The sequence below is a fragment of the Paractinoplanes bogorensis genome (genome assembly GCF_018829635.1).
Lineage (GTDB): Bacteria > Actinomycetota > Actinomycetes > Mycobacteriales > Micromonosporaceae > Actinoplanes > Actinoplanes bogorensis.
The window spans coordinates 398,881-422,678 of record NZ_JAHKKG010000004.1 but is presented as its reverse complement, the minus strand read 5'-3'; the positions used below and the strand labels follow the sequence as shown (position 1 = coordinate 422,678).

General features: G+C 67.6%; 16 protein-coding genes. 8 read left to right on the top strand and 8 right to left on the bottom strand.

What is annotated here, in order from left to right; translation table 11 throughout:
• Positions 1-55: 55 nt before the first annotated feature.
• From KOI35_RS13795 to KOI35_RS13780, 4 genes are all read right to left on the bottom strand, one after another.
• Complete coding sequence (locus KOI35_RS13795) at positions 56-2,170, bottom strand: transglycosylase domain-containing protein (RefSeq protein WP_308120955.1); 2,115 nt, start codon at positions 2,168-2,170, stop codon at positions 56-58.
• 166 nt (positions 2,171-2,336) lie between these two features.
• The gene (locus KOI35_RS13790) at positions 2,337-3,554 is read right to left on the bottom strand and encodes an SGNH/GDSL hydrolase family protein (protein ID WP_215787297.1); all 1,218 of its coding nucleotides are present in this window, start codon (positions 3,552-3,554) and stop codon (positions 2,337-2,339) included.
• The gene (locus KOI35_RS13785) at positions 3,551-6,535 is read right to left on the bottom strand and encodes a glycosyl hydrolase 115 family protein (RefSeq protein WP_215787294.1); all 2,985 of its coding nucleotides are present in this window, start codon (positions 6,533-6,535) and stop codon (positions 3,551-3,553) included. Before KOI35_RS13785 ends, KOI35_RS13790 begins: the two co-directional genes overlap by 4 nt.
• The gene (locus KOI35_RS13780) at positions 6,532-7,812 is read right to left on the bottom strand and encodes an SGNH/GDSL hydrolase family protein (protein WP_215787292.1); all 1,281 of its coding nucleotides are present in this window, start codon (positions 7,810-7,812) and stop codon (positions 6,532-6,534) included. Before KOI35_RS13780 ends, KOI35_RS13785 begins: the two co-directional genes overlap by 4 nt.
• A 205-nt stretch (positions 7,813-8,017) precedes the next feature.
• On the opposite strand from KOI35_RS13780, the gene KOI35_RS13775 reads away from it, so the two are divergent.
• From KOI35_RS13775 to KOI35_RS13760, 4 genes are all read left to right on the top strand, one after another.
• Positions 8,018-8,161 (top strand): hypothetical protein, encoded by a 144-nt coding sequence (locus tag KOI35_RS13775; protein WP_215787290.1) that lies wholly within the window; start codon positions 8,018-8,020, stop codon positions 8,159-8,161.
• Complete coding sequence (locus tag KOI35_RS13770) at positions 8,161-8,847, top strand: DsbA family oxidoreductase (protein WP_215787288.1); 687 nt, start codon at positions 8,161-8,163, stop codon at positions 8,845-8,847. The genes KOI35_RS13775 and KOI35_RS13770 overlap by 1 nt, the downstream gene beginning before the upstream one ends.
• Positions 8,844-9,407 (top strand): TetR/AcrR family transcriptional regulator, encoded by a 564-nt coding sequence (locus KOI35_RS13765; RefSeq protein ID WP_215787286.1) that lies wholly within the window; start codon positions 8,844-8,846, stop codon positions 9,405-9,407. The genes KOI35_RS13770 and KOI35_RS13765 overlap by 4 nt, the downstream gene beginning before the upstream one ends.
• A gap of 130 nt (positions 9,408-9,537) precedes the next feature.
• Positions 9,538-10,107 carry a Uma2 family endonuclease gene (locus KOI35_RS13760; RefSeq protein ID WP_215787284.1) on the top strand — a complete coding sequence of 190 codons (570 nt, stop codon included), beginning with the start codon at positions 9,538-9,540 and terminating at the stop codon, positions 10,105-10,107.
• Between the two features lie 12 nt (positions 10,108-10,119).
• On the opposite strand, the gene KOI35_RS13755 is transcribed toward KOI35_RS13760, so the two are convergent.
• From KOI35_RS13755 to KOI35_RS13740, 4 genes are all read right to left on the bottom strand, one after another.
• Positions 10,120-11,358 carry a L,D-transpeptidase gene (locus tag KOI35_RS13755; RefSeq protein WP_215787283.1) on the bottom strand — a complete coding sequence of 413 codons (1,239 nt, stop codon included), beginning with the start codon at positions 11,356-11,358 and terminating at the stop codon, positions 10,120-10,122.
• 152 nt (positions 11,359-11,510) lie between these two features.
• Entirely contained in the window at positions 11,511-12,638 is a 1,128-nt protein-coding gene (locus KOI35_RS13750; protein ID WP_215787280.1) for a lytic polysaccharide monooxygenase, read from the bottom strand.
• A 14-nt stretch (positions 12,639-12,652) separates the two neighbouring features.
• The gene (locus KOI35_RS13745; protein ID WP_215787278.1) at positions 12,653-15,556 is read right to left on the bottom strand and encodes a glycoside hydrolase family 48 protein; all 2,904 of its coding nucleotides are present in this window, start codon (positions 15,554-15,556) and stop codon (positions 12,653-12,655) included.
• 30 nt (positions 15,557-15,586) lie between these two features.
• Positions 15,587-18,256 carry a cellulose binding domain-containing protein gene (locus KOI35_RS13740; protein WP_215787277.1) on the bottom strand — a complete coding sequence of 890 codons (2,670 nt, stop codon included), beginning with the start codon at positions 18,254-18,256 and terminating at the stop codon, positions 15,587-15,589.
• Positions 18,257-18,649: 393 nt separating this feature from the next.
• Here KOI35_RS13740 and KOI35_RS13735 point away from each other — a divergent pair, with 393 nt between their 5' ends.
• From KOI35_RS13735 to KOI35_RS13720, 4 genes are all read left to right on the top strand, one after another.
• Positions 18,650-20,014, top strand: coding sequence for a UDP-glucose dehydrogenase family protein (locus KOI35_RS13735; RefSeq protein WP_215787276.1), 1,365 nt, complete (start codon positions 18,650-18,652; stop codon positions 20,012-20,014).
• Between the two features lie 342 nt (positions 20,015-20,356).
• The gene (locus tag KOI35_RS13730; RefSeq protein ID WP_215787274.1) at positions 20,357-21,724 is read left to right on the top strand and encodes an ABC transporter substrate-binding protein; all 1,368 of its coding nucleotides are present in this window, start codon (positions 20,357-20,359) and stop codon (positions 21,722-21,724) included.
• Positions 21,725-21,854: 130 nt separating this feature from the next.
• Positions 21,855-22,796: a carbohydrate ABC transporter permease gene (locus tag KOI35_RS13725; protein WP_215787978.1), complete on the top strand. Its 942-nt coding sequence runs from the start codon at positions 21,855-21,857 to the stop codon at positions 22,794-22,796.
• On the top strand, positions 22,793-23,707 hold the full coding sequence (locus KOI35_RS13720) for a carbohydrate ABC transporter permease (protein WP_215787272.1): 915 nt from the start codon (positions 22,793-22,795) through the stop codon (positions 23,705-23,707). Before KOI35_RS13725 ends, KOI35_RS13720 begins: the two co-directional genes overlap by 4 nt.
• Positions 23,708-23,798 lie beyond the last annotated feature (91 nt).

The following is a 23,798-nucleotide window of genomic DNA, read 5'->3' as shown; positions in this document are numbered from 1 at the left end:
CCTGCGGCCCGGGCGGTGGGAGCGCCCACCCTGCAGCGCCGCGATCACGGGTGGGCTACTCGCCGGGCTTCTTGAACTCCACCGGGTCGGTGCCGTCCAGGTAGTCGGCCAGGGTGCGGTAGGTGACCGGGTTGACGATGTCGTGGCGCATTCGGTCGGTGTGGTTGGCCCAGTCGGGGTTGACCATGTAGCCGGCCACCACCAGGCTGCTCGAGCCGACCACCAGGGACGCCGTACGGTCGCTGTCGGTGGTGCCGGTCTTGCCGAAGATCGGGTGCCGGATGGTGCGGTGGGCGTTGGCCTCGGTGGCGCCGGCGCAGTTGCCGAGCTGGGCGCGGTCGCCGACCGGGCAGCGGGCCGCGTCGATCGTCTTGCGTGCCACGTCGGCCGAGGTTGCCTGCTTGCACGACGGCTGGCCGGCTTTCACCTTGGTGCCGTCGGACGCGGTGATCTGCTTGATCGGCGTCGGCACGCAGTACATGCCGTCGCCGGCCAGGGTGGCGTACGCGTTCGCGATGTCCAGCGGCGTCGACAGGGTCACGCCCAGCGTGAACGCCCCGAAGTTGTGCGCCGCCTGCTCGGTCGCCATCAGGTCACGGTCGGTGGACGCGCGGTACTGCATGCCGAACCGCTTCGAGACGTCGATGACCTTCTCGGCGCCGACCTGTTCCTGCAGTGGCACGAAGTACGTGTTGACCGACTTGCCGAAGCCCGACCACATGTTGAACGTGCCCTTGGTGTTGGGCGACGAGTTCGACGGGCAGTAGAACGACGTGTTGGGGCAGGCCGCGGGCGAGTTGTAGGCCACCGGATAGCTCGACTTGTAGGTCGAGTCGGAGGTGATCTCGTGGTTGAGCTCGAAGCCGTTCTCGAGCGCGGCGACCATCGTGAACATCTTGAACACCGAGCCGGCCTGGTAGCCGTTGATGTCGCCGCCGCCGGTGATGATCGGGTTCGTCGTGTTCGGGTAGGACGCCTTGGCCCCCGCTTTGCGCGAGGCCGGGTTCGAGCTCAGCGGGTTGCTGCCGTCGTCCAGCTTGAACTTGCGGTTGGTGGCCAGCGTCTTGACGTGGCCGGTGCCCGGTTCGACCCCGGCGATCACCACGGCGTTCTTGTTGTCGTCCTTGATCTTGCGGTTGATCTCGTGGCGGGCCGCGTTCTGCGCCTTGACGTCCATCGACGTGACGATCGTGTAGCCGCCGCTCTTGAGCTGGCGTTCCCGGTCGTACGCGTTCGCGCCGAACTCCTCCTGCTGCATCCACCAGCGGTAGAAGTAGTCGCAGAAGAAGCCCCAGCTGTTGGTCGCCACCGACGTGCAGCCGTTGCCGGGCCGGTTCGTCGTGCGCTTCAGCTTGGTCTTCTTGGCCGCTTCGCCCTCGGCCTTGGTGATCTGGCCCAGGCTGACCATGTTGTCGATGATGTAGTTGCGCCGCTCGAGGGCCTGCGGGTAGCCGGTCTTGGTGGTCGGGTCGAACGCGGTCGGCGCCTTCACCATGCCGGCCAGCAGCGCCGACTCGGCGATCGTCAGGTTCTTGGGCGACTTCTTGAAGTAGACCTGCGCACCGGCGTAGATGCCGTAGGCGCCGTTGCCGAACGGCGCCAGGTTCAGATAGCGGGTCAGGATCTCCTTCTTGTTGAGATCCTTCTCGATCTGCAGCGCGTACTTCATCTCGGCGATCTTGCGTTCGGGGCTGTCCTTGGTCGCGTCGATGGCCTCCTGGGCCGTCTTCGCGCCGTAGGCCTGGGCCATCCGGACGTACTGCATGGTCAGCGTGGATGCGCCCTGCTGCGAGCCGCCCTGGCTGTTGTTGACGAAGGCGCGGGCGATGCCCTTCACGTCGACACCGTTGTGCTCGTAGAACTTGTGGTCCTCGGCCGCGACGATCGCGTCCTGCATGTTCTGCGAGATCTGGTTGTTCGGCACGTCGCTGCGGAACTCGTCGTAGAGCACGGCCAGCTGCGTCTTGCCGTCACTGGCGTAGACGCGGGTCACCTGCGGCGCCGACTGTTCGACGATGGTGCTGGGCATGGCCGCGAACTTCTCGGCGCCCGTCTTGGCGACCAGCCCGCCCAGCGCGACCGCCGGGAACGAGGCGGCGGAGACCACCACGGCGGTGAGCAGACCGCACAGCACCAGCAGCAGGGCTTTTTTCGGGATCGAGCGGAGCACGGGTCGCCGGACCACCTTCCTCGGCGCCGGCGGGACGCCGACAGGACGCCGGCGTGACGCCGACCGGCCGCCGACGGGGTGCCGACGGGCCGCCGACGGGATGCCGACGGGACGCCGAGGAAGGTACCCGATCAGGTCCAGAGTTAACTGGGAGCCCGGTCGCGGGTCAGCGGAGCCATCGGGATGGCACCGACTGAGCGATCGTTCGATATCCGGCGGGGTTCAGGTGCAGGTGGTCGCCGGTGTCATAGGACGGCAACAACTGCCGGGGCGCGGCCGGATCCCGTACGGCGGCATCGAAGTCCACCACCCCGTCGAAGAGCCGGTTGTGACGGATCGCACTGTTCACCGCCGTTCGGGTGGCCTCGCGGTAACCGTCCGGATCGTCGTATCCGGTATTGCCCCCGAATGGCGTGATGGTGGCGCCGTAGACCCGGATGTCCACCGCGTGGGCCCGCGTCACGACCTGCTGGTACGCGCCGAGAAGGTCGGCCAGCAACGCCTTCTGGTCGGCGATCGTGGCCGGTGCGGTGCCGATGTCGTTGACCCCTTCGAACAACAGCATCCGGTCGACGCCGCTGGTCGCGAGCACGTCCCGGTCGAGCCGGGCCAGCACGCTGGGTCCGAGCCCGTCGTTGAGCACCCGGTTGCCGCCGGCCGCCTGGTTGAGGACGGCGATCCGGGGCGCGGGCAGTTGATCGGGCCAGCGGTCGTTGCCGTCGGTCGTCGATCCGCGCCCGTCGGTCAGCGAGTCGCCGACGATCGCCATCGCGGCCCCGTCCGACTCGACCTCGACCCCGCTGATCAGATACCAGTGCGCCACGCCGATCGACCCGGGCTGATCAGGGTCAAAAACATGATCACCCCTTCCCAGGTACGACGTGGTCCGCGACCCGGGATGCGAGGTGACACTCAGCGTGGCCTGTCCCGACGCCAGGTAGACGCTGAGTGACAGGTTCGCGCCGCGGGTCACCGGCAGTGGCACCGGATCGGACACGATCTGTGCTCCGACCGGCACCGTCACCGACGACCGGCCACCGAACGTGAGCCGCCGGCTCGACCCCGGCACGATGCCCGGCACCCCGGCCCGGCCGTCCAGCGGCAGCGCCACGGCGGCCGACGTTATCGGCAGGGCGGCTCCGCCGAAGGCGTTGGAGAAGCGCACCCGCACGCGGGAACCCGGGGTCGTCACCCGCACGGTCTGGCGCAGCGTCGTGTCGACCAGCACCGACGACTCCCCGGTGAAGGGGGCCGGCGGCAGGTTGGACGGCTCGGTGAGCTGCGGCATCGCGGTCCATGTGTGAATCCAGCGCTTCCGGTCCGGGGTGGGTAGTCCCGGCAGCAGCGCCACGCCACCGGCGCCCAGCAAGGTCCGCCGTTTCATCGCACCCACCGGCTCTCCGGCGGCCCGAAGTAGCTGTCCTGGACGCCGCCGGTGTCGACGATCAGCCGCTGCACGATCACCGTCGGGTCGACCGCCGTGAACTTCAGCGTGTGCCGCCTGGGCGAGTCGATCACGTGGGTGGTCGTGGTCCGGTTGATGTTGTCGGACGTGTTGCGGGCCCACGGCCGGTTCATCGTGGTGTCGTTCGCCCCGGTCGCCGTGGTGATGTTGACGACCTGCGGCGTCTGCCCGTCGATCGAGACCGCGTATTTGAGCCCGTCCCCCGGCAGCACATTGTTGCGCGGGGACAGATAGGCCGTCACCTTCACCGGCCCGCTGCTGGTGAGCGTCATCGTGTATTCCAGCGACGCCGATTCACTGAGCGGCGTGAGCCCGTTCCCGGTCTTGCCGATCCCCGGCAGCAGCCGCCATTTGCCGGTCTTTCGCGAATGGTGATCGGCCTCCATCGCCACGTATCCGTCGGCCTCGAGGAATCCGGCCGGTTTCCCGGCCGGATTCGAGACCGGCACCTGAACCACCACCGAACGACCGGCCCCGGTCACGGTCAGCGGCACGACTGAGGTGCCCGACGGCGCCCGCTTCCAGTCGGCGGTCACGACGACCCGCGTCTGGTCGTTCACGACGCCCGAGGCCGGTGTCACGTGCACCCACGATGCGCCCGTGGTGATCCGGTAGCGGAACGGCGTGGTGCCCTTGTTGAATATCTCGAAAGCCGGCTCCTGGTTCTGCCACGGGCTCAACTGCGGGATCCGGGTGTCCGCGACGCCCATCGACGCCTCGGACGGCACCTCGATGCGTTTGAGATGCGGATAGATCTCGTCGGGCAGCGCCACATTGTTCAGTTCCGGTTGCTGCCAGCCCGCGTTCGGGCCGTAGCGCTCGACGTTCCCGTAGCCGATCTTCGGCTGCAGCTGCCAGTTCTTCCACTTCCCACCGGCGAGCGTGTTGTTGTAGTAGTCGCTCATGGCCTGGTCCTCGGCGAACAGCCGCTCGGCGGTATCGGCGAGCCGGTTGGTGGCCGCCCGGCCCTGAGCCGCGTACGCGATGTTGCGGAACTGCGCCCGCCGCAGCTCATAGACGACCGCCGTGTCCTTGATCTGGTAGTAGACGAGTTGATAGAACGCGTCCTGCCATTGCGCCGGCACCTTTTCGCGAACGGCGGAAGCGCGGCGGGCCAGAGCGATCCAGTCCTGGGTGACCCGATCCATCTCGCCGTATTCGGTCAGGCTGAACGGACTGGCCTGATCGTTGTAGACGACCTCGCCGGTCACCGGGTCGAGCGTGATCCGCCGGTTGAGCAGCTCGGGCTTGCGGCGCGACTGCAGGAATCCGTACGTGTCGAGCAGTTCCGCGATCGCCGGGGCCAGCGCCCGCCCGAAGTTCTGCGCCGCGAACTGCCCGGTCCACTCCCCCAGCCGCTCGATCGGCCACGCGTCCGGATTCCACGCGTAGTCGAGGAAGAACTGGGTGGGCACCTCCTCGTTCTTCAGATCGCCCACGTTCACCACCCAGAGCCGATCAACCCCTTTCCCGTACGCGAGATTCAGCTGCTCCCACGTATTGGTGAGATTGATCGTGTCGGCCCATTTGTAGTTCCGGCCGTCGCCCACGTAATCGAAGTGGTAGTACATGCCGTAGCCCCCGCTGCGAGCCGGCTGCGACGCGTCGGGCAGCTTACGCAGATTCCCCCAGTTGTCGTCGCAGAACACAACCGTCACGTCGTCCGGCGGCCGGTATCCCTCGTCCCAGTAGCGCTGCACCTCCTTGTAGAGGGTCTGCACCTGGGGCCGGTCGATCAGCCCGGTGTCCCGCAGAATCTGCCGCTGACTGTCGATGATGGACGACATCAGATCGATCCCGTCGCCGTCGGGCAGGCTGACGTCACCGTTGCCGCGCATTCCCAGCGTGATGACGCCCTCGATGTTCTGCTCGCGCATCCGTTCGGCGCCGTCCCGCCAATAGGCCTTGATCGCGTCGGGATTACGGCGGAAACTCCATTCCCCGGTGCCGGTCGGATGCCGGTTCCATTCCTCGATGCCACGCATCATCGGCGCCTCGTGCGAGGTGCCCATGACGACGCCGTAGAAGCTCGCGGTCGCATGGTTGGCCGGATCGTCCTCGGCGAACGCGCGCCCCCACACGGCCGGCCACAGATAGTTGGCCTTGAGCCGCAGCATGGTCTCGAACACCTTGGCGTAATAGGCCGCGTTCAGCCCACCCGGATAACCGGGCGCCTTACCCGGCCCGAAATAGCCGGGCGCCCAGGTGCCGGTGGCCGGGTTCTCGTCGTTGATGAAGAACCCGCGGTATTTCACCTTGGGCGTGCCCTGGGTATGCCGGCCGGGCAGCACGTAAAGCTCGTCGTGCTGCGCAACTGGCACGTCGTCCCAGAACGACCACGGCGAAACACCGATGCTCTTCGACAGGTCGTAAGCGCCGTAAATGCTTCCCCGCTGGTCGCTTCCGACAACCAACAGGGCTTCCCGTACGCCGGGCAGCGGATCGCGCACCACCTGTTCGATCGTCGTCTCCCACTTGCCCCGCAGGCCGCTCACGTCGAGCTTGCCGCGCGCGACGATCCGGTCGACGAGCGGGCTTTTACCGAGCGTGCCGACGATGACCGGCGCCGATCCGGCCGGGATCGTGTCGTGGCTGACGACCGGCTCGACACCGGTGACCTTCTTGATGTCGGTCTGCAGATCGTCGACCACGCGAATGACACCCGCGTAGTCGTCCTTGCTCACGATCAGGGGCGCCGCTTTCCCGTCGGCCACCAAGGGAAAGCGGTTGGCGCCGCGCTCCGTGACGACGTACGGGGAAAGCGGTTTATGCCCTTTTTGCTCCAAGCGCTCCGCGAGTGACGGCGCGCCGGAAGCAGCCGAGGCGGTGGTCGGCAGGGGCGCGGCGATCAGAAGGAGCAGCGCCGCGCCGGCCGCGATGCCCCTGGTGAGCGCCCTCATTTGAGCAGCCTCAGCGGTACGGCCTCGGCCATCGCGGCCATGCCGGCGTCGTTCGGGTGCAGGTGATCACCGCTGTCGTAGGCCGGGTTGAGGCGCAGCGGATCGGCCGGGTCGCCCATCGCGCGGTCGAAGTCGATCACGCCGTCGTACTCGCCGCCGGCCCGGATCCAGCGGTTGAGCACGTCGCGTTTGCGCTCGTTGGCCTCGGTGAAGAAGCCGAGCGTGTCGCCCTTGAAGGGCAGGACCGTGCCGCCGATCGCGACCAGCCCGGCCGCGTGGGCGCGGGCGATCAACTGGCGGTGACCGGCGATCAGGTCGTCGGCGGACACCGTCTCGGAGGCCGGCGCTACCGTGCCCGGGTGGCCGAGGTCGTTCACGCCGAGCAGCACGATCACGAACCGCGCGCCGGGCTGGGCCACGACGTCGCGGTCGAACCGTCGAAGTCCACTGTGGCCGAAATAGGCCGCGAAGCCCTCGGCGTCGCTGCCGGGAGCCGGGTTCGGGTCGTGCAGCAGGCGGTTGCCCGAGATGCCGACGTTGGCGATCCCGAGGTCGGCCCCCGCCGCGCGCAGCCGGGCGGCCAGCAGGTCGGGCCAGCGGTGGTTGAGGTTGTTCGGGGTGTTGGCGCCGTTGGTGATCGAGTCGCCGAGCGTGACGACGGCGGCACCCCGGTCACGCACCGAGACACCGGAGAGGAACAGGTATTGCCCGATCGTGGCGACCGGTGTGACCGTGCGTGCGGCGGTGACGTCGCCGTCCGCGATGACGTTGTCCTGGAACGCGAACGCGGCCAGGGTCGTCGCCGGGGTGCGGGCCGGCAGATAGAGGCTGACGGCCAGGTCGCCGCCGGGTGGCACGCGCAGCCGTACCGGGTCGCTGACCAGCGGCGACCCGGCCGGGATGGTCACCGCGGCGTGGTTGCTGAAGGTCACCCGCCGGTCGGTGCCGGGCACGGTGGCCGTGCTCGCCCCGGTGCCCGAGCGCAGGGCGACACGGACCGCGCCGATCCGCAGTGGCCCCGAGCCGAACTCGTTGGTGACCCGGACCCGGATCTCGTCGCCGCCCGCGCTGCAGTGCACGACGTGGCGGACGGTCTGGTTGGCCAGGACGGTGGGGGTGGTGGGCGGGATCGTCGTCGGGGCGGCGGCCCAGGTGGCGACCCAGTGGGAATCGTCTTTCGAGGCGGCTTGAGTTTCCGCGGCCTGGGTTTCGTTCGGGAGGGCCAGGCCGGCGGCGGCGCCGGATGTGAGGGCGAGAAGCTCGCGACGGGTGGGCATTGAGACCTCCGCGGTGGGTCGGAAGTTTCGGTAACTCTTCGGACGAACATCCGTAACGTAAAGGCGTTCATCTATGTCGTCAAGATTCAAGCTGCTGGATCTCGACTATCTGCACTCTGAGTGAGACCGAAACTTTCAGCCGTCGCGCCGGAAAGTGCCGGAGTATCTTGTCGGTGCGGTCAAGTTGGTGTTAGCTTTCTTGACCATGGAGTCAAGTAACGCCGTGGCCGAGCTCATCGAGCCCGATCCCCAGGTCGAGCCGGTCGAGCCGGCCCCCGCGCCCCTGATCATGCTGGAGCCGCTCGAGGGCGACTCCGGTGTCTGCGCCGTGGACGGGTGGTGCGACTGATGAGCGCCAGTGTCTTCGGGCGGGCCGCCGAGCCGATCGTGATCGACGTCTGGAGCGACGTCGTCTGCCCGTTCTGCTACCTCGGCAACGCCGTGCTCAAGGAGGCCGTCGAGCAGTTCCCGCACGGTTCGTCGGTGCAGGTCCGCTATCACAGCTTCCAGCTCAACCCGGCCTTCCCGGTGGGTGAGTCGGTGCTGGCCGACGAATACCTGGCCAAGAACTACGGCATGCCCCAGGCCCAGGTCGAGGCGTCGCACGCCCAACTGGCGGCCCGCGGCGCCCAGGCCGGTCTCGACTACCAGTTCGAGAAGTCCATGATGATCAACACACTGGACGCGCACCGGATGATCCACCTGGCCAAGGCGCACGACCAGGAACTGCCGATGGTCGACCGCCTGTTCCGGGCCGAGTTCACCGACGGGCTCAACCTGGCCGACCACGGCGTGCTGGCCGACCTCGCGGCCGAGCTCGGTCTCGACCGGGCCGAGGCGCTCGAGGCGCTGTCGGCCAAGGCCTACGAGAAGGACATCCAGGCCGACATCGCGCAGGCCCGTCAGCTCGGGATCAGCGGCGTGCCGTTCTTCGTCTTCGACAACAAGCGGGCCGTCTCGGGCGCCCAGCCGGTCGAGATGTTCCGCAAGGCGCTGGACGTGACCTGGCAGGACAGGGCAGCCTCCCCCGCATGAGAGCTGACGCGCGCCGCAACGTCGAGGGCATCCGCCGGGCTGCCCTCGACGTGTTCCGCGCCGGCGGCCTGGCCACCCCGCTCGACGAGGTGGCCCGGGCCGCCGGCGTCAGCAAGGGCACGATCTACCACCGTTTCGGCAGCCGCTGCGGCCTGATCGACGCGGTGGTCGACGAGCTGGTGGCGGCCCGCCTGGGCGCGATCATCGACGCCGTCGACGAGCTCGAGGGACCGCTCGAGCGCTTCGAGCAGTACCTGCTGCGCACCTGGCTGCTGCAGTTCGACGAGCCCGCCGCCAACGACGTGCTGATGCGCACGCTGCCCGATTCCGAGCCGTTGACCCGGCTCTTCGACCGTGCGTGCCACTTCGGCAGCCGCCTGCTGGCCGACGCCCAGGCGGCCGGCGTGGTGCGCGCCGACATCACCCCCGACGACCTGGCCTACCTGATCCTCGAGCGGGGCGTCATCGTCCGCGCCTGCGACCAGCAACCCCGCGACGACTACCACCGCCGTCTCGACTTCATCCTTCGGGGCTTGCGCACCAACCCCGCCCAGCCTTGACGCAACATCTGGTCGCATGCCAAGCTTGCTCACGACTAGATGTCGAGCACAAAGACACGCGAGGCGGCCGGTCAGGTCGCATGCGGCATGGCACGCTTAGGGCGGCACCCCCGAGAGGTGAGGCGATCCGATGAGCGTGGGAGTCCTGGAACAGCACCCGGAACCGTGGAGCGAAGACGAGTACTTCGCACTGGGCGAGACGGCGAACCGGATCGAACTTGTTGATGGGAGCTTGCTGGTGAGTCCTGCACCGAGCAAGCGCCATCAGCGCATCGCATACCTACTCGCGGTGGGACTCGATGGCCCGGCCGAGCAAGCTGGACTTCTGATGCTGCAGGACGTCAATCTCCGGCTGGCCACCGGCCGCATTGTCGAGCCCGACTTGGTAGTGGCGGACACCGAGGACACTGGATCCACCGTCGAAGCGGCCGAGGCGAAACTGGTCGTCGAGATCGTCTCGCCGAGTAACGCGGGCGCGGACCGACTGCTCAAACCGCAGCTGTACGCTGCGGCCGGTATCGGCTGGTACCTCCGGGTCGAGCAGCCCGACGACTCGGTCGAGCTGCACCTGCAGAAGCTGGACGGCGACCACTACGTCCCGTTCCTGGTCGCTGCTCCGGGGCAGCCACTCACCACGGAAGAGCCGTTCCCGTTCAAGCTCGACCTGGCGCCCCTGCTCCAGAGCCGGCGCCGTGACTGAACCCGGCCAGGCTCAGCGGCCGTACTTGTCGTAGGGGACGGTCCAGTCGCCCAGGCCGTTCCAGATCGGGAGCTCGCGCGGGCTGTTCTTGACGTCGACGATGTCGCCGGGCAGGAACGTGTTGTAGACCCACTTGGCATCGGCCGTGCTCAGGTTGACGCAGCCGTGCGACAGGTTGGCCCGGCCCAGCGACTTGTTCCACGGGGCGGCGTGCAGGTATTCGCCGGAGTAGCTGATCCGCGTGCAGTATTCGATGTTCTCGGACACGTAGTAGTTCGGGTCCTTCGGGTCGGTCACGCCGTAGCTGGCCGAGCTCATCGTGTGCTTGCGCTTCTTGCCCAGGACGACGTGCGGCCCGCCCGCCGTCCAGTAGCTGATCCGCTCGCCGTTGGCCCCGGTCGTGCCGCCGCCCTTGCCCAGGCTGCTCTTCATCGTGCGGACGAGTTTGCCGTCGATGTAGACCTTGGTCAGGTGGGTCCGGTTGTCGCAGATCGCGATCAGCTGACGGCCGATCCGGAACTTCGTCGAGGCATTCTTCCCCCCGTACGTGGTGTCGCCCAGCTTGACGCCGAACGCGTTCACCTTGACCTCGATCGACGTCCCGGCCGCCCAGTACTTCGCCGGCCGCCAGTGCACCGTGCGGTCGTCGCGCCAGTAGAACTTGCCCGGCACCGAGGGCGACGTCTTGATCTCGATCGCCTTCTCGGCCGCGTTCTTGTTGACGGCCCGGCTGAACCGCACGATCACCGGCTGCCCGGCGCCGTAGGTGCGCCCCTCCTTCATCGCCAGCATGCCGTTGGCCTGGAAGGACACCGTGGCCGTCTTGGCCGGCTTGAGGGTGGTGAACGTGTGGTCCTTGGTTGTCGTCGCGCCCGCGTTGTCGGCCGCGGTGACGGTCACCTTGTATTTCTTCCCGTACGCGAGGTCGCCGGTCGACTGCCAGGTGCCGTCGTCCTGCATCTCTCCGGCGATCTTGTCCTTACCGGCTGTCACCGTCACCGTCTGCAGCTTGCCATCGGTAGCGCTGACGACGATCGGCTTGACCGGCGAGACACCCGTGCCCCCGTTCGCCGGCGTCACGGTCAGCTTCACCGGCATCACGGCCGCCACCGGCTCGGCCCCGGCGGCTTCGGCGGGCGTCCCGACCCAGCTCGAGCCGGCCCCGCCTTTGCCGGACGAGGAGCAACCGGCAATTGTGGCCCCCGCGGCCACAGTTACCGCACCGAAAATTACTTTGCGTCGCTGAATCATGACTCTCACATTCGAGAAATGGGCCCTGCGAGAGAGACGTAGCCGGACCCGAAAATGTTGCACCTTCATCGAAGGAGTGGTCATCTTGACAGATTTGGATGCCACGCGGTAGCCCGGCGGCGGTGCTGTGGTAGCACCGCCGCCGGGTTCACTCAGGCCGTGGTGCAGGCCAGGTTGTTCACCGAGGGTGGTGCCGTTCCGGTGCCGAGCATGCCGAACGTGACGTACTTACCGGCTCCGACCGTGCCGTTGTAGGCCGCGTTCTTCACCGTCACCAGGGAACCGCTGCTGGTCCCGGTGCCGTTCCAGACCTGTTGCAAGGTCTGCGAGCCGGGCCAGGTCCACGACACCGACCATTTGCTGATCGCCGCGGTGTCGGCGTGCACCATCACCTCGGCCTGGAAGCCGCCGTTCCACGCGCTCGAGATGTTGAACATCGCGTAGCACGCCGAGCCACCCGCAGGCGGCGGCGTGGTCACCGGCGGCGTGGTCACCGGGGGCGTGACCGGCGGGGTGGTGACGGGCGGCGTCGTGACCGGCGGAGTGGTCGGCGGTGTCGTCGTGCCACCGCCACCGACGCCGGTGACCTCACCCTTGCCGCCGTCGAAGACGACGTCGGAGCAGCCGTAGAACGTCTCGTTGCTGTCCGAGCGCTGCCACACCGAATAGATCAGGTGGCGTCCGCTCTTGCCCGACGGCAGCGTCGCGTTCCAGTAGTAGTGGCCGTCGTCCGAGCCCGGCCCGCCCTGGTCCGGCGGGTTGGTCACGGTGTCGAACGGCGTCGACTCGAGGTCGCTCCACGCGAGTGCGCGGGTCGGGCTCCACGAGTCCTTGGTGATGTAGAGCCGGAACGTGCCCGGGTGCTTGGCCCAGTTGTTGTACTGGATGCCCAGCGACGCGCCCGAGGTCAGGTGGGTCACCGGCCAGTCGTTGCGGGGCAGGTTGTAGCCGGTGAAGTCGTACGGTCCACCGGTGCCGCCCGAGCAGAGCTGCCCGTTCGGGATGAACCCGTCCATCCGGCCCGCCCCGTCGGAGCGCAGCACGGCGAACCAGTTGTAGAGCGAGGTCGGCCCGCTCTGCGCCACCGCGGCGGCGCAGGCGGCGTTCTTGGGCTCGATCGCCCCGGTGTTCGGGTTGCGGCCGTCCTTGTAGCAGAGCCACGTCCGGCTGCCGGGCACCATCATCGCCCCGTGGGCCTGGGCGGCGACCGGGGTGATCACCGCACCGACACCGGCCGCGAGCAGCCCTGCCATGGCGTACATCAAAAGCCTTTTGCGCATCAGAAACAGACCTCCTATCCGTTGGGGAACAGGCGCGCGAAGTCGGCGTAGCCGGTGGCCACATCGACCTGCGCCCAGAAGCGGTGGTAGTTGAACGTCGGGGCCGGTCCGCCGTTGAGGTAGGCCTCGACCTTCGGGTAGTCCGGGTCGTTCTTGTAGAAGGAACGGATGTCCAGGAAGGACACGCCCGGCTTGATGACGTCGCCGTTCGGCATCTTGCCGGTCCAGCCCGGCGGGATGTAGATGCCCTGGCCGGTCGACGCGTTGTAGGTGTCGTCCATCCGGTTGTAGTCGGCGCGCGTCTCGGTGACCGACACGCCCTTCGAGTCCTTCTTGGTCCAGATGGCGTCGAGCAGGTTCTTGGCTGCGGTCTTGGCGGCCGTGTTGCCCGACTTCGCGGCGTAGTAGGTCAGCAGCTTGGCGTACGAGCCCGCCACGCCGAGGTCCTGGCCCTTGCTGGTCACCGTGACGTGCAGGTTGGTGTTGGCCGCCGGGGACGACGGGTTCCAGGTGGCCGGCGCACCGGTCCACGCCATGTCCGACGGGATCGAGAAGTCGGTGGCGCTGATGGTGCTGTTGGCCAGCGCCCACGGGACCCACTTGTCCAGGACCGACTTGGCCTTGGCGTCATTGGTCAGGTAGTAGTACTCGGCCAGCCGCTCGAGCGACCACGTCTGCATGCCGAACCACCGGTTCGACGGCGGGTCCTCATAAACCGGGGCTTCCACGTACGAGAGGCCGTAGAACGTCGGCACCCCGGCCGGACGCGCCTGGTAGCTGCCGTTCCAGCTGTTCGTCGCGCCGCCGGCGATCGCGCCCTCGGACGACTGCAGCCACTGGTAGAACTCGAGCTGCCGGTTGAGGCTGGCCTGCCAGTCGGCCTTGGCCGTGGGCGACTTCGGGGCGAAGGCGCTCACGTTGGACAGCACGTAGGCCGCCATCGGGTTCTGGTAGCCGAAGTGGCTGGTCGACGAGCCGATCCGCCACGCCCAGCCGGCGTTGGTGTCGGTCGCGCCGCCCCAGGCGTAGTACCAGGACATCAGGTTGTTGGAGGCGTTCTTGCCGGTGCCCGCCGCGCACGACGTCGAGGCACAGCCCGGCTGCTTGAAGTACTTGTCGTAGAAGGAGTAGCGCAGGTAGTCGCCCATCTTGGCCGCGTTGGTCACGGCCGAGGTCAGCTGCGACTGCTTACCCTGCTCGGTGGCCCAGGTGTAGGCCCAGTACGCCGCCTGCACCGCGCGCGAGTCCGCGTCCGGGGCGTTGGTGTACTTCCACTGCTTGGCGTAGCTCGAGTCCTTGGTGAACAGGTCGAGGTAACCGTTGGGGCCGCCGTACTTGAACGTGTCGCAGGAGGGCTGCGGCACGGTCTCGAACGTCGACTCCTGCGGGCCGCGCTGGAAGGTGTTGATGTAGACGTTCTTCGAGGTGCCGTCACCGCACCGGCCGAAGCCGTACGTGTTGTCGACGTCGAGCAGCCAGTGCATGCCGTAGATGTCGGAGGTCCCGTACGCGCTCTTCAGCTCCGCGGCCAGCGGGTCGCTGCCGACCGAGACGCTGTTGTCGAGCTGCGACGGGTACTGCGACGGCAGCGGGTACTCGGCCGCGTAGGTGGCCGGCTTGGACGCGTCGTACTTGTCGTTGGTCGGCTGGTCGGCGTGCGACGGGATGATGTACTTCTCCATCGTCGACCACGCGCTGTTGAACGGCGCCCAGTTCTGCGACGTGTGCCCGTACTCCGCCTCGAGCCACAGCCAGTAGCTGAACGCCTCGGAGGTGGTCTCGTGGCCGTGGTCGGGCGCCTCGTCGATCAGCGTCTCGATCGAGTGGTAGGGCACGCCGTCCGGGCTGAAGTAGCCGTTGGCCGGGTTCTTGATGTCGTTGTACATCTGGGTGAACCGGGCGTCGGCGGCCCCTTCCCGGACGACGGTCGCGTTGATCGTCGCCGCGGTGTGCCCGCTCGCGGTGGCCGAGAACGAGGCCGTCGCGCCGATCGCCGCCGCGCTGGTGGCCGCGACCGTGACGGTCTGGCCGGTGTTCCAGTTCGACGGGGTGAAGGTGAGCGGGGTCGGGGTCGCCGTGACCGCCGTGGAACCGGCGGTGCGGGCGATGGCCACGGACACGTTCGCCGTCGGCGCCTTGCTCAGGGCCAGCTTGAACGTGGCCGACCCGCCGGGCGAGACGCTGACCGAGGTGGCGTCGGTGACGATCGCCGGCGTGGTGGCCGCGTCGACGAAGACCGGCACGGCCGCGGTGTTGCTCTTGGTGCCCGCCGCGTCGTACGCGATCGCCTGCAGCTGGTAGGCCGCGGTCTGGGCCGGAACGCCGGTCCAGGTGTACGTGTAGGGCGCGGTGGTGTCGGTGTTGAGCAGCAGCCCGTCGTGGTAGAACTCGACCTTGGCCACCGTGCCGCCGGGGACGGCGGTGATCGGGATCGAGGCCGGGGCGGTGAACCGGGTGTTCGCGGCCGGGCTGGTGATCTCGACGGTGGGGGCGTTGGCCGCGCCGTTGCAGCGGGTGCCGTTGAGCGTGAACGCGGTCGGCACCGGGTTGGCCGAGCCGAACGTGCCGTTGAAGCCGGTGCTCACCGACCCGTTGGTGCCCAGGTTGCCGTTCCAGGCCGCGTTGTTCACGGTGACGTGCTGGCCGCTCTGCGAATAGACGCCGCTCCAGCCCTGGGTGACCTTCTGCGACGCGTCCGGGAAGTCGTACTCGAGCTTCCACGACGTCACCGGGTCGCCGGTGTTGGTGATGGCGATGTCGCCGGTGAACCCGCCGGTCCACTGGCTCTGCACCTTGTAGACGACGGTGCAGCCGGGGGCGGCGAGGGCGGGGGCACCGGCCGCGAGGGCCGCGCCGGCGCCGAGGACGGCGGCGCCGGTGACGGCCAGCACGCGTCTGGCCTTCGATCTGACTTGCACGGGGGATGTCCTTTCGGTGGGGAGGGCGCGCTACGCCGGGGCGCAGGTGACCGGGGCGGGGACGGGGTTGGTGCTGCCGCTGAGGCTTCCGAGGAAGCCGAAGGTGGTGCTCGCGCCCGCGGCCAGGGCGCCGTTGTAGGAGGCGTTGCGCACGGTGACCGCGGTGCCGGTCTGGGTGTGCGTGCCGCCCCACAGCTGGGTCACGGTCTGTCCGCCGGTATAGGTCCAGCCGACGGTCCAGGCCGTGGTCGGCGCGGTCCCGGTGTTCGTCACGGTGACCTCGCCCTGGAAACCCCCACCCCAGGACCCAGTTATCTTGTACGCCGCCACGCAGCCACCGGTCGTCGGCGGAGTGGTGGGTGGCGTCGTCGGCGGGGTCGTCGGCGGCGTGGTCGGCGGAGTCGTGGGTGGCGTCGTCGGCGGAGTCGTGGGTGGCGTGGTCGGCGGGGTCGTGGGCGTGGTGCCCCCGGCCCGGTCGGCGTAGAGGATGCCGCGGCCGTTGGTGCCCAGATAGACCCGGCCGTAGATGCGCGGATCGCCGGCCAGGGCGTCACCGGCGTTGCCGTACTGGTGCTTGTCGTCGTTGATCCGCAGCCACGAGCCGCCGGTGTCGTCCGACCGGAACACGCCGGTCACCCCGTCGACCGTGCCGACCAGGAACACCGCCGGGTGGGTGGCGCCCGGCGCCGCCTTGCCGAACGCGACGTTGATGCCCGAGGTCACCGACGACACCTTGGTGAAGGTCGCGCCCGAGTCGGTCGAGCGCAGCAGCCCGCTCTCCCCCGCGAACCAGACCTCGCCCGCGATCCCCGGCACCGCCTTGAGGTGCAGGCGACCGGTCGTCGGCAGGGTGGCCGCCGACGCCGTGAAGGAGGCGCCCCCGTCCTTGCTGGTGTAGAACTTTCCTCCGGCGTACGCGTAAAAGGTCTTGGGGTTGACCCGGTCCGACTCGACAATCGCGCCGGCCGGAATCCCGGTCGACGCGGTCCACGAACTGCCCCGCGTGGTCGAGAAGTGGACCCCGGTGCCCGCGGGCGACCAGACCATGGCGTTGGCGTCGGCGCCGACCGCGATCGTGCCGCCACCGGTCACCCCGCCCGGTTCCTGGCCCTGGTACCAGTTCTTGCCGCCGTCGCTCGAGATGCCGATGTGCGGGGCCGCGTCCGCGTTGCCGACCCGGGCGAAGACCAGCGGGCTGAGCTCGGCGAAGTCCAGCGACGTGTTGCTGCCCAGCGCGGGCGTGTCGTGGAAGTTGGGCTGCACCGCGTCGAGCGAGGCGTGGTGGAAGCCGCCGATGTCGCCCAGCGCGCTGACCAGCGGTGCGCCCGAGGGCGGGCTGGCCAGGTCGAGGACGGCCGTCTCCTCGATCCCCTTGGCCATCGGCTTGATCGTGAAGGTGGTGTTGCTGTCCCAATTGGTCAGCTGCGTGGTGCCGTAGATCGTGGCGCCGGTGCCGTACATCATCCGGGCCGAGTTGAACGGGTCGATCTCGAGCGACTCGTTCATCCAGCCGAGCTTGGGGGTCGACTCGGGCGGCTGCGGGTTGGTGTTGAAGTCGAGCCACGGGTTGGCCGAGATGTCCATGGTGTAGCGCTTCGACACCGACGGATAACTGGTGAAGTCCCAGATCCGGGTCCAGGTGGCGCCGTTGTCGGTGCTGCGGAAGAAGATCGCGTCGGGCCACCAGGAGATCTGCGTGGCGACCATCAGCGTGCCCGGCTTCTGCCGGTCGACGGTCAGCCCCGAATAGCCGTAGTAGGGGCTTCCCGAGGCCGGGGTCGGCGAGATGTCGGTCCAGACGCCGGTCGTCGTGTCGAGCCGTTGCACCTGGCCGGCCCCACCGTCGTACGGGCCGCCGGTGTCACTCGTCGCGATGAAGAGATAATTTCCCTGTACGACGCCCTTGTGCGCGATGTATCCGGTCGGCTGGCCGGCGATCCGCTCCCACGTCGCGCCCCCGTCCAGCGATCGGTAGACGGGGTTCGCCTTGTCGGCCACGCCCACGTAGATCTGGTTCGCGGCACCGAAGGTGACCCAGGTCAGCCCCTGGTTCTGGTTCAGATAGCCGTTGGTGTCGTTCGGGTCCTGCACATAGTTGCCGGCGTTCGGGAAGTTGGCGACCTTGGCCCAGGTCACGCCGTAGTCGGTGCTGCGCCAGAGCCCGTTGCCGCCCTCGGCCGCGAAATAGACGTTCCGGTTGTTGCGCGGGTCGACGGCGAGCCGCTCCCCCATGCCCCGGCCCGGCATGTTCCCGCCGTTCTTGAACGGGAGCTTGGTGACCTGCCAGGTGTCGCCCTTGTCGGAGGAGCGCAGGATCGCGCCGTTGTTCGGGTCCCAGCTGTTGGTGTACATGCCGGCCGCCGCGTAGACCCGGTTGGTGTCGACCGGGTCGGGCGCGATGCTCAGCACGCCGTTGTAGCCCCAGTTCTCCTGGCCGACCCAGTCGAGAAGCGGCGTCCAGCTCTGGCCGCTCTCGTTCCAGCGATAGGCGCCGCCGATGTCGGTGCGCGCGTAGATCAGATTTCGTTCGCCCGGATTGAAGACGATGCCGGGCACGAAGCCGCCGCCGTCGATGCGCACGTTCTTCCAGACGTACGGATCGGCGGCCGCCGCGGTGGCCGTCAGGGGCCGGGCCAGCACCACGGCCGCCGCGCTGAGCAGGGCGGCGGTGACGACCGCCGCGATGGTGGACCTTCGCATCCTCGACCTTCCATTGACGAACTTCTACATGGGAGCGCTCCCAAGAGCGTGAAGTCCTGTCATACCGCTGTCAAGGCCTGGAAACGAGGAGTTGACAATCGTGCATATCCCGGGAAATCTGCTGGACGCGCGCGGGCCCCCGCGCGAGCACGCTCCGCGCGAGGGCGGCGACCGCCGGTGACACCCGGTGGTCGTCAATTCTTGGCCGCCCGGAAATCGTCCGGTCGCTTTCAAATGTGTCAATGAGAGAAATCGGAGCGGCGACTCTAAGGAATGAACCGATAACCGTACGTCAAGGATTTGCGCGTGGTTTTTCTACGCTGTGTATCATCTGGCCGTGATTACCGAAGGGGTGGCAGTGACGGCGGGCCACCCGTGGTGGAGGAGCGTTTGATGAGGGTTTGCGTTGTCGGCACGGGCTACGTCGGGCTGACCACCGGGGTGAGCCTGGCCTTCCTGGGGCACGAGGTCACCTGCATCGACCTCGACCAGGAAAAGGTCGACATGCTGCGCGGCGGCAAGTGCCCGATCTACGAGCCCGGCATGGAGGAGCTGCTCGCCGAGGCCTCCCCCAACCTGACGTTCACCACCAGCTACGCCGACGGCGTGCCGGGCGCCGACGTCGTCTTCGTAGCGGTGCAGACCCCGTCCGCCGCCGACGGCAGCCCCGACCTGCGCTACCTGCGCTCAGCGGCCGAGAGCGTGGCCAAGAACCTCGACAACGAGTTCACCGTCGTGGTCAACAAGTCGACCGTTCCGATCGGCAGCGGCAACTGGGTCGACGCGATTCTGCGCGATTCCTTCGCGGTGCGCGCCGACAAGCCGGAACAGTGCGAATTCTCGGTGGCGTCGAATCCGGAGTTCCTGCGCGAGGGCAACGCGATCCACGACACGCTGTTCCCCGACCGCATCGTGATCGGCTCGGACAACCCGCGCGCGCTCGAGGTGCTCAACCACCTCTACCGCCCACTGATCAACCAGACCTTCACCCCGCCGGCCTTCCAGCCGCGGCCGGACGACACCACCGCCGTCCCGCTGGTCTCCACCGACCTGGCCTCGGCCGAGCTGATCAAATATGCGGCCAACGCGTTCCTGGCCCTCAAGATCAGCTACGTGAACGAGATCGGCCAGCTGGCCGGCAAGGTCGGCGCCGACATCACCGAGGTGGCCCGGGGCATCGGCCTCGACCAGCGCATCGGTTCGCGGTTCCTCGAGCCCGGCGTGGGCTGGGGCGGCTCCTGCTTCGGCAAGGACACCAAGGCGCTGATCGCCACCGCGTCCGAGTACAACTACGACATGCCGATCGTGAAGGCGGCGCGCGACGTCAACCAGCGCCAGCGCGAGATCGCGGTCGAGCGGCTGCAGAGCGAGCTGCGTATCCTCAAGGGCCGCAAGATCGGCCTGCTCGGCATCGCGTTCAAGCCGAACACCGACGACCTGCGCGACTCGCCCGCCCTCGACATCGCGGGCCTGCTGCTCGCCCGCGGTGCCCGGGTCAAGCTGCACGACCCGATCGCCGGCGAGCGCTTCCGCCGGGAGTACCCCGAGATGGCGCCGCACCTGAGCGAGACCCTCGACGGCGTCTTCGACGACTGCGACGCCGTCGTCCTGGTCACCAAGTGGGCGCAGTACCTCGAGCTCGACTGGGCCAAGTTCGTCGGCCTGATGCGGACGCCGATCGTGCTCGACGGCCGCAACGTGCTCGACGGCGACCGGATGGCCCGCCTCGGGTTCCGGTATCTGTCGATGGCCGACTGACACGCCCGTACGGGGAAACGCTGTTGATCCTGGGGCTTTAGACCTCCGGCTGCGCTCCCGCTATCGACCGATCAGACCACCCCGCCTCGGATGTTCGCCGATATCCGACGCGGGGTGGTCTGTTTTTGGCTAGGGTCTATGTCAGACGCTTTTTCGCGGCCTGACCAGGGGCTCTACCTTAACCGGTTAAGGCGCCCGGAGCAGCGACGCCGTATCGTTACCGAGTCGATCAAGCGGAAATCATTGCGCAACGTGCCGGTTACCTCTTGACTGTGATCCAAGTAGCGCTTCGGACGGCGACGTCTCCGGACGTCGGAAGCGCGATTTGACATAGGGAGCGGTATGTTCGGTCAACCTACGAGCCCGCGATTCCGGGCCGCGCTCGCCGGCACGCTCAGTGCGGGGCTGGTTCTCGGCCTCGCGGCGTGCGGTGACAGCGATTCTGACAGCAGCAGTGGCACGGACGCTTCGGCGGCCGCCATCGACTGCGCGCCTTACACCAAATTCGGTGACATCAAGGGTAAGACGGTCACGATCTACACGGGCATCGTGACCCCCGAGGACACCCCGCACATCGAGAGCTACAAGCCTTTCGAGGCGTGCACGGGCGCCACGATCAAGTACGAGGGCGACAAGTCGTTCGAGACCCAGGTGCTGGTGCGCGCCCGCGCCGGCAACCCGCCGGACCTCGCCATCGTGCCCCAGCCGGGCCTGGTGAAGCAGCTGGTGTCGACGGGCAAGGCCGTCGCCGCCCCGCAGGAGGTCTCGGACAACGTCGACAAGTTCTGGGACAAGGCCTGGAAGGCCTACACCACGATCGACGGCAAGTTCTACGGCGCCCCGCTCGGCGCCAGCGTGAAGTCGCTGGTCTGGTACTCGCCGAGCGAGTTCAAGGACTCCGGCTACACCGTGCCGACCACGCTGGACGAGCTCAAGGCTCTCAGCGACAAGATGGTGGCCGACGGCAAGAAGCCGTGGTGCGCCGGCATCTCCAGTGGTGACGCGACCGGCTGGCCGCTCACCGACTGGATGGAGGACTTCATGCTCCGGACCGCCGGTCCGGAGGAGTACGACAAGTGGGTCAACCACGAGATCCCGTTCAACAGCGCGGAGCCGACGGCGGCGCTGGACGCGGTCGGTGCGTACCTGAAGAACGACAAGTACGTCAACGGCGGTCTCGGCGACGTCAAGAGCATCGCCACCACCACCTTCCAGGACGCGGGTCTCCCCATCCTGGACGGCACCTGCTCGCTGCACCGTCAGGCCAGCTTCTACGCGGCCAACTTCCCCAAGGGCACCAAGGTGGCCGAGGACGGCGACATCTTCGCGTTCTACCTGCCGGGCAAGGACGCCACCACCAAGCCGGTTCTCGGCGCGGGTGAGTTCGTGGTGGCCTTCGCCGACCGTCCCGAGGTCAAGGCGTTCCAGACCTACCTGTCCTCCGACGTCTGGGCCAACACCAAGGCCAAGCTGTCGTCGGGCTGGGTCAGCGCCAACAAGGGTCTCGACCAGGCCAACCTGACGAACCCGATCGACAAGCTGGCCGGCGGCATCCTGCTCGACCCGAAGGCGACCTTCCGCTTCGACGGTTCCGACATGATGCCGGCCGCGGTGGGCTCGGACGCGTTCTGGAAGCAGACCACGGCCTGGATCACCGGTCAGGACACGCCGACCACGCTGAACAACATTGAAAAGGCGTGGCCGAAGTAAGCACATAGCATTTTCGGGGCCGGTCGGGATCTTTCCCGGCCGGCCCCAAACCTCTCTCCATCCCAGCGTCTAAGGAGGTCCGGGACGCGTGTTCAACACCGCCTCCACCACCCCCGAAAAAATCCTGCAGATGCTCGCGGCACTGCTGCTTTTCGCGGCAGTCATGGGCCTGATCCTGTTCATCGCCGGACGTTTCGGCGGTAAACGGGGCGACCGAATCGTCGCCTACCTCTATCTGCTGCCGGTCGTCCTCATGTTGGGCATCGGCCTCGTCTATCCCGGCCTCCGGACCATCTATCAGTCGTTCTTCGACGCCGCCGGCAAGGCGTTCATCGGATTCGACAACTACGGCACCATCTTCAGCGACGCCGACCAGCTGACCGTGCTGCGGAACACGGTGTTCTGGGTCGTCGTCACCCCGTTCGTGGCCACCGCGATCGGCCTGGTCTACGCGATCCTGGTCGACAAGTCGCGGTTCGAGTCGTTCGCCAAGACGCTGATCTTCCTGCCCATGTCGATCTCCTTCGTGGCGGCCGGCGTGATCTGGAAGTTCGTCTACGAGTACCGCCCCGACCAGGGCAACGTGAAGCAGATCGGCCTGATCAACCAGCTCATCGTGTGGCTGGGCGGCAAGCCGGTGCAGCTGCTGATCGAGTCGCCGCTCAACACGTTCCTACTCATCGTCGTGATGATCTGGGTCCAGGCGGGCTTCGCCATGACGATCCTGTCCGCGGCCATCAAGGCCATCCCGGACGACATCATCGAGGCGGCCCGGCTCGACGGCGTGAACGCGTGGCAGATGTTCCGCAAGATCACGCTGCCGAGCGTGCAGCCGACGGTCGTCGTCGTGCTGACCACGATCGGTATCGCCACCCTGAAGGTCTTCGACATCGTCCGGACCATGACCGGCGGTAACTTCGGCACCAGCGTGGTGGCCAACGAGTTCTACCGGCAGACCTTCAACGCCGACAACCAGGGCCTGGGCGCCGCGCTCGCGACGCTGCTGTTCGTCCTGGTCATCCCGATCGTCTGGTACAACATCCGTTCGCTGCGTCAGTCGGAGGCACGATGAGCACCACTACTCCGGTGACGACGACGCCTCCGCTCGTGGCCGAGAAGCCGTCCGCCGCCAAGGTCGCCAAGAAGCGGCTCAGCTCCCCCTGGGCCTCGCTGGCCGCGATCGTGCTGGCGGTGCTGTGGACGCTGCCCACGTTCGGCCTGCTGGTCTCCTCGTTCCGTCCGGAACGGGCGATCAAGACGACCGGCTGGTGGACGTTCTTCAGCAACCCGACGCTGACGATGGACAACTACAAGGGCGTCTTCGGTGGTGACGGTGGCGTCAACCTCGCCAACTTCTTCATCAACTCGCTGATCATCTGCATCCCGTCGGTGCTGATCCCGCTGTCGCTGGCCGCCCTGGCGGCGTACGCGTTCGCGTGGATCAACTTCCCCGGCAAGAACATCCTGTTCCTCATGGTGTTCGCGCTGCAGATCGTGCCCCTGCAGGTCACGCTGATCCCGCTGCTCGAGATCTACGTGAACATCAAGATCACCGGCACCTTCTGGACGTTGTGGCTGTCGCACGCGACGTTCGCCCTGCCGCTGGCGATCTACCTGCTGCACAACTTCATGCGGGAGATCCCGGCCGGCCTGATCGAGGCGGCCCGCGTCGACGGCGCCGGGCACGTGTCGATCTTCTTCAAGGTGATGCTGCCGCTGCTCACCCCCGCCCTGGCGGCGTTCGGCATCTTCCAGTTCCTGTGGGTCTGGAACGACCTGCTGGTGGCCCTGGTCTTCGCCGGCGGCGGCGACGAGGTCGCGCCGATCACCTTGCAGCTGGCCAATCTGAGCGGCACGCGCGGAACGGCCTGGCAGTTGCTGTCGGCCGGTGCGTTCGTGTCGATCATCGTGCCGGTGACGGTATTCCTGCTGCTGCAGCGCTTCTTCGTGCGCGGCCTGCTGGCCGGCAGCGTCAAGGGCTGAGCCCGCTCTCACCCGAGGGGCCGCGTCCACGTCCGGACGCGGCCCCTCCCCCTTTGTCCGTCGTCCTCCCGACGGGGGCTGGCCAGTCGTG

Bases quoted from the DNA above. Each gene is read 5' to 3' on its own strand.
- KOI35_RS13790 (WP_215787297.1), bottom strand. From the start codon at position 3,554: ATGAAACGGCGGACCTTGCTGGGCGCCGGTGGCGTGGCGCTGCTGCCG.
- KOI35_RS13785 (WP_215787294.1), bottom strand. From the start codon at position 6,535: ATGAGGGCGCTCACCAGGGGCATCGCGGCCGGCGCGGCGCTGCTCCTT.
- KOI35_RS13780 (WP_215787292.1), bottom strand. From the start codon at position 7,812: ATGCCCACCCGTCGCGAGCTTCTCGCCCTCACATCCGGCGCCGCCGCC.
- KOI35_RS13775 (WP_215787290.1), top strand. From the start codon at position 8,018: ATGGAGTCAAGTAACGCCGTGGCCGAGCTCATCGAGCCCGATCCCCAG.
- KOI35_RS13770 (WP_215787288.1), top strand. From the start codon at position 8,161: ATGAGCGCCAGTGTCTTCGGGCGGGCCGCCGAGCCGATCGTGATCGAC.
- KOI35_RS13765 (WP_215787286.1), top strand. From the start codon at position 8,844: ATGAGAGCTGACGCGCGCCGCAACGTCGAGGGCATCCGCCGGGCTGCC.
- KOI35_RS13760 (WP_215787284.1), top strand. From the start codon at position 9,538: ATGAGCGTGGGAGTCCTGGAACAGCACCCGGAACCGTGGAGCGAAGAC.
- KOI35_RS13755 (WP_215787283.1), bottom strand. From the start codon at position 11,358: ATGATTCAGCGACGCAAAGTAATTTTCGGTGCGGTAACTGTGGCCGCG.
- KOI35_RS13750 (WP_215787280.1), bottom strand. From the start codon at position 12,638: ATGCGCAAAAGGCTTTTGATGTACGCCATGGCAGGGCTGCTCGCGGCC.
- KOI35_RS13740 (WP_215787277.1), bottom strand. From the start codon at position 18,256: ATGCGAAGGTCCACCATCGCGGCGGTCGTCACCGCCGCCCTGCTCAGC.
- KOI35_RS13735 (WP_215787276.1), top strand. From the start codon at position 18,650: ATGAGGGTTTGCGTTGTCGGCACGGGCTACGTCGGGCTGACCACCGGG.
- KOI35_RS13730 (WP_215787274.1), top strand. From the start codon at position 20,357: ATGTTCGGTCAACCTACGAGCCCGCGATTCCGGGCCGCGCTCGCCGGC.
- KOI35_RS13725 (WP_215787978.1), top strand. From the start codon at position 21,855: ATGCTCGCGGCACTGCTGCTTTTCGCGGCAGTCATGGGCCTGATCCTG.
- KOI35_RS13720 (WP_215787272.1), top strand. From the start codon at position 22,793: ATGAGCACCACTACTCCGGTGACGACGACGCCTCCGCTCGTGGCCGAG.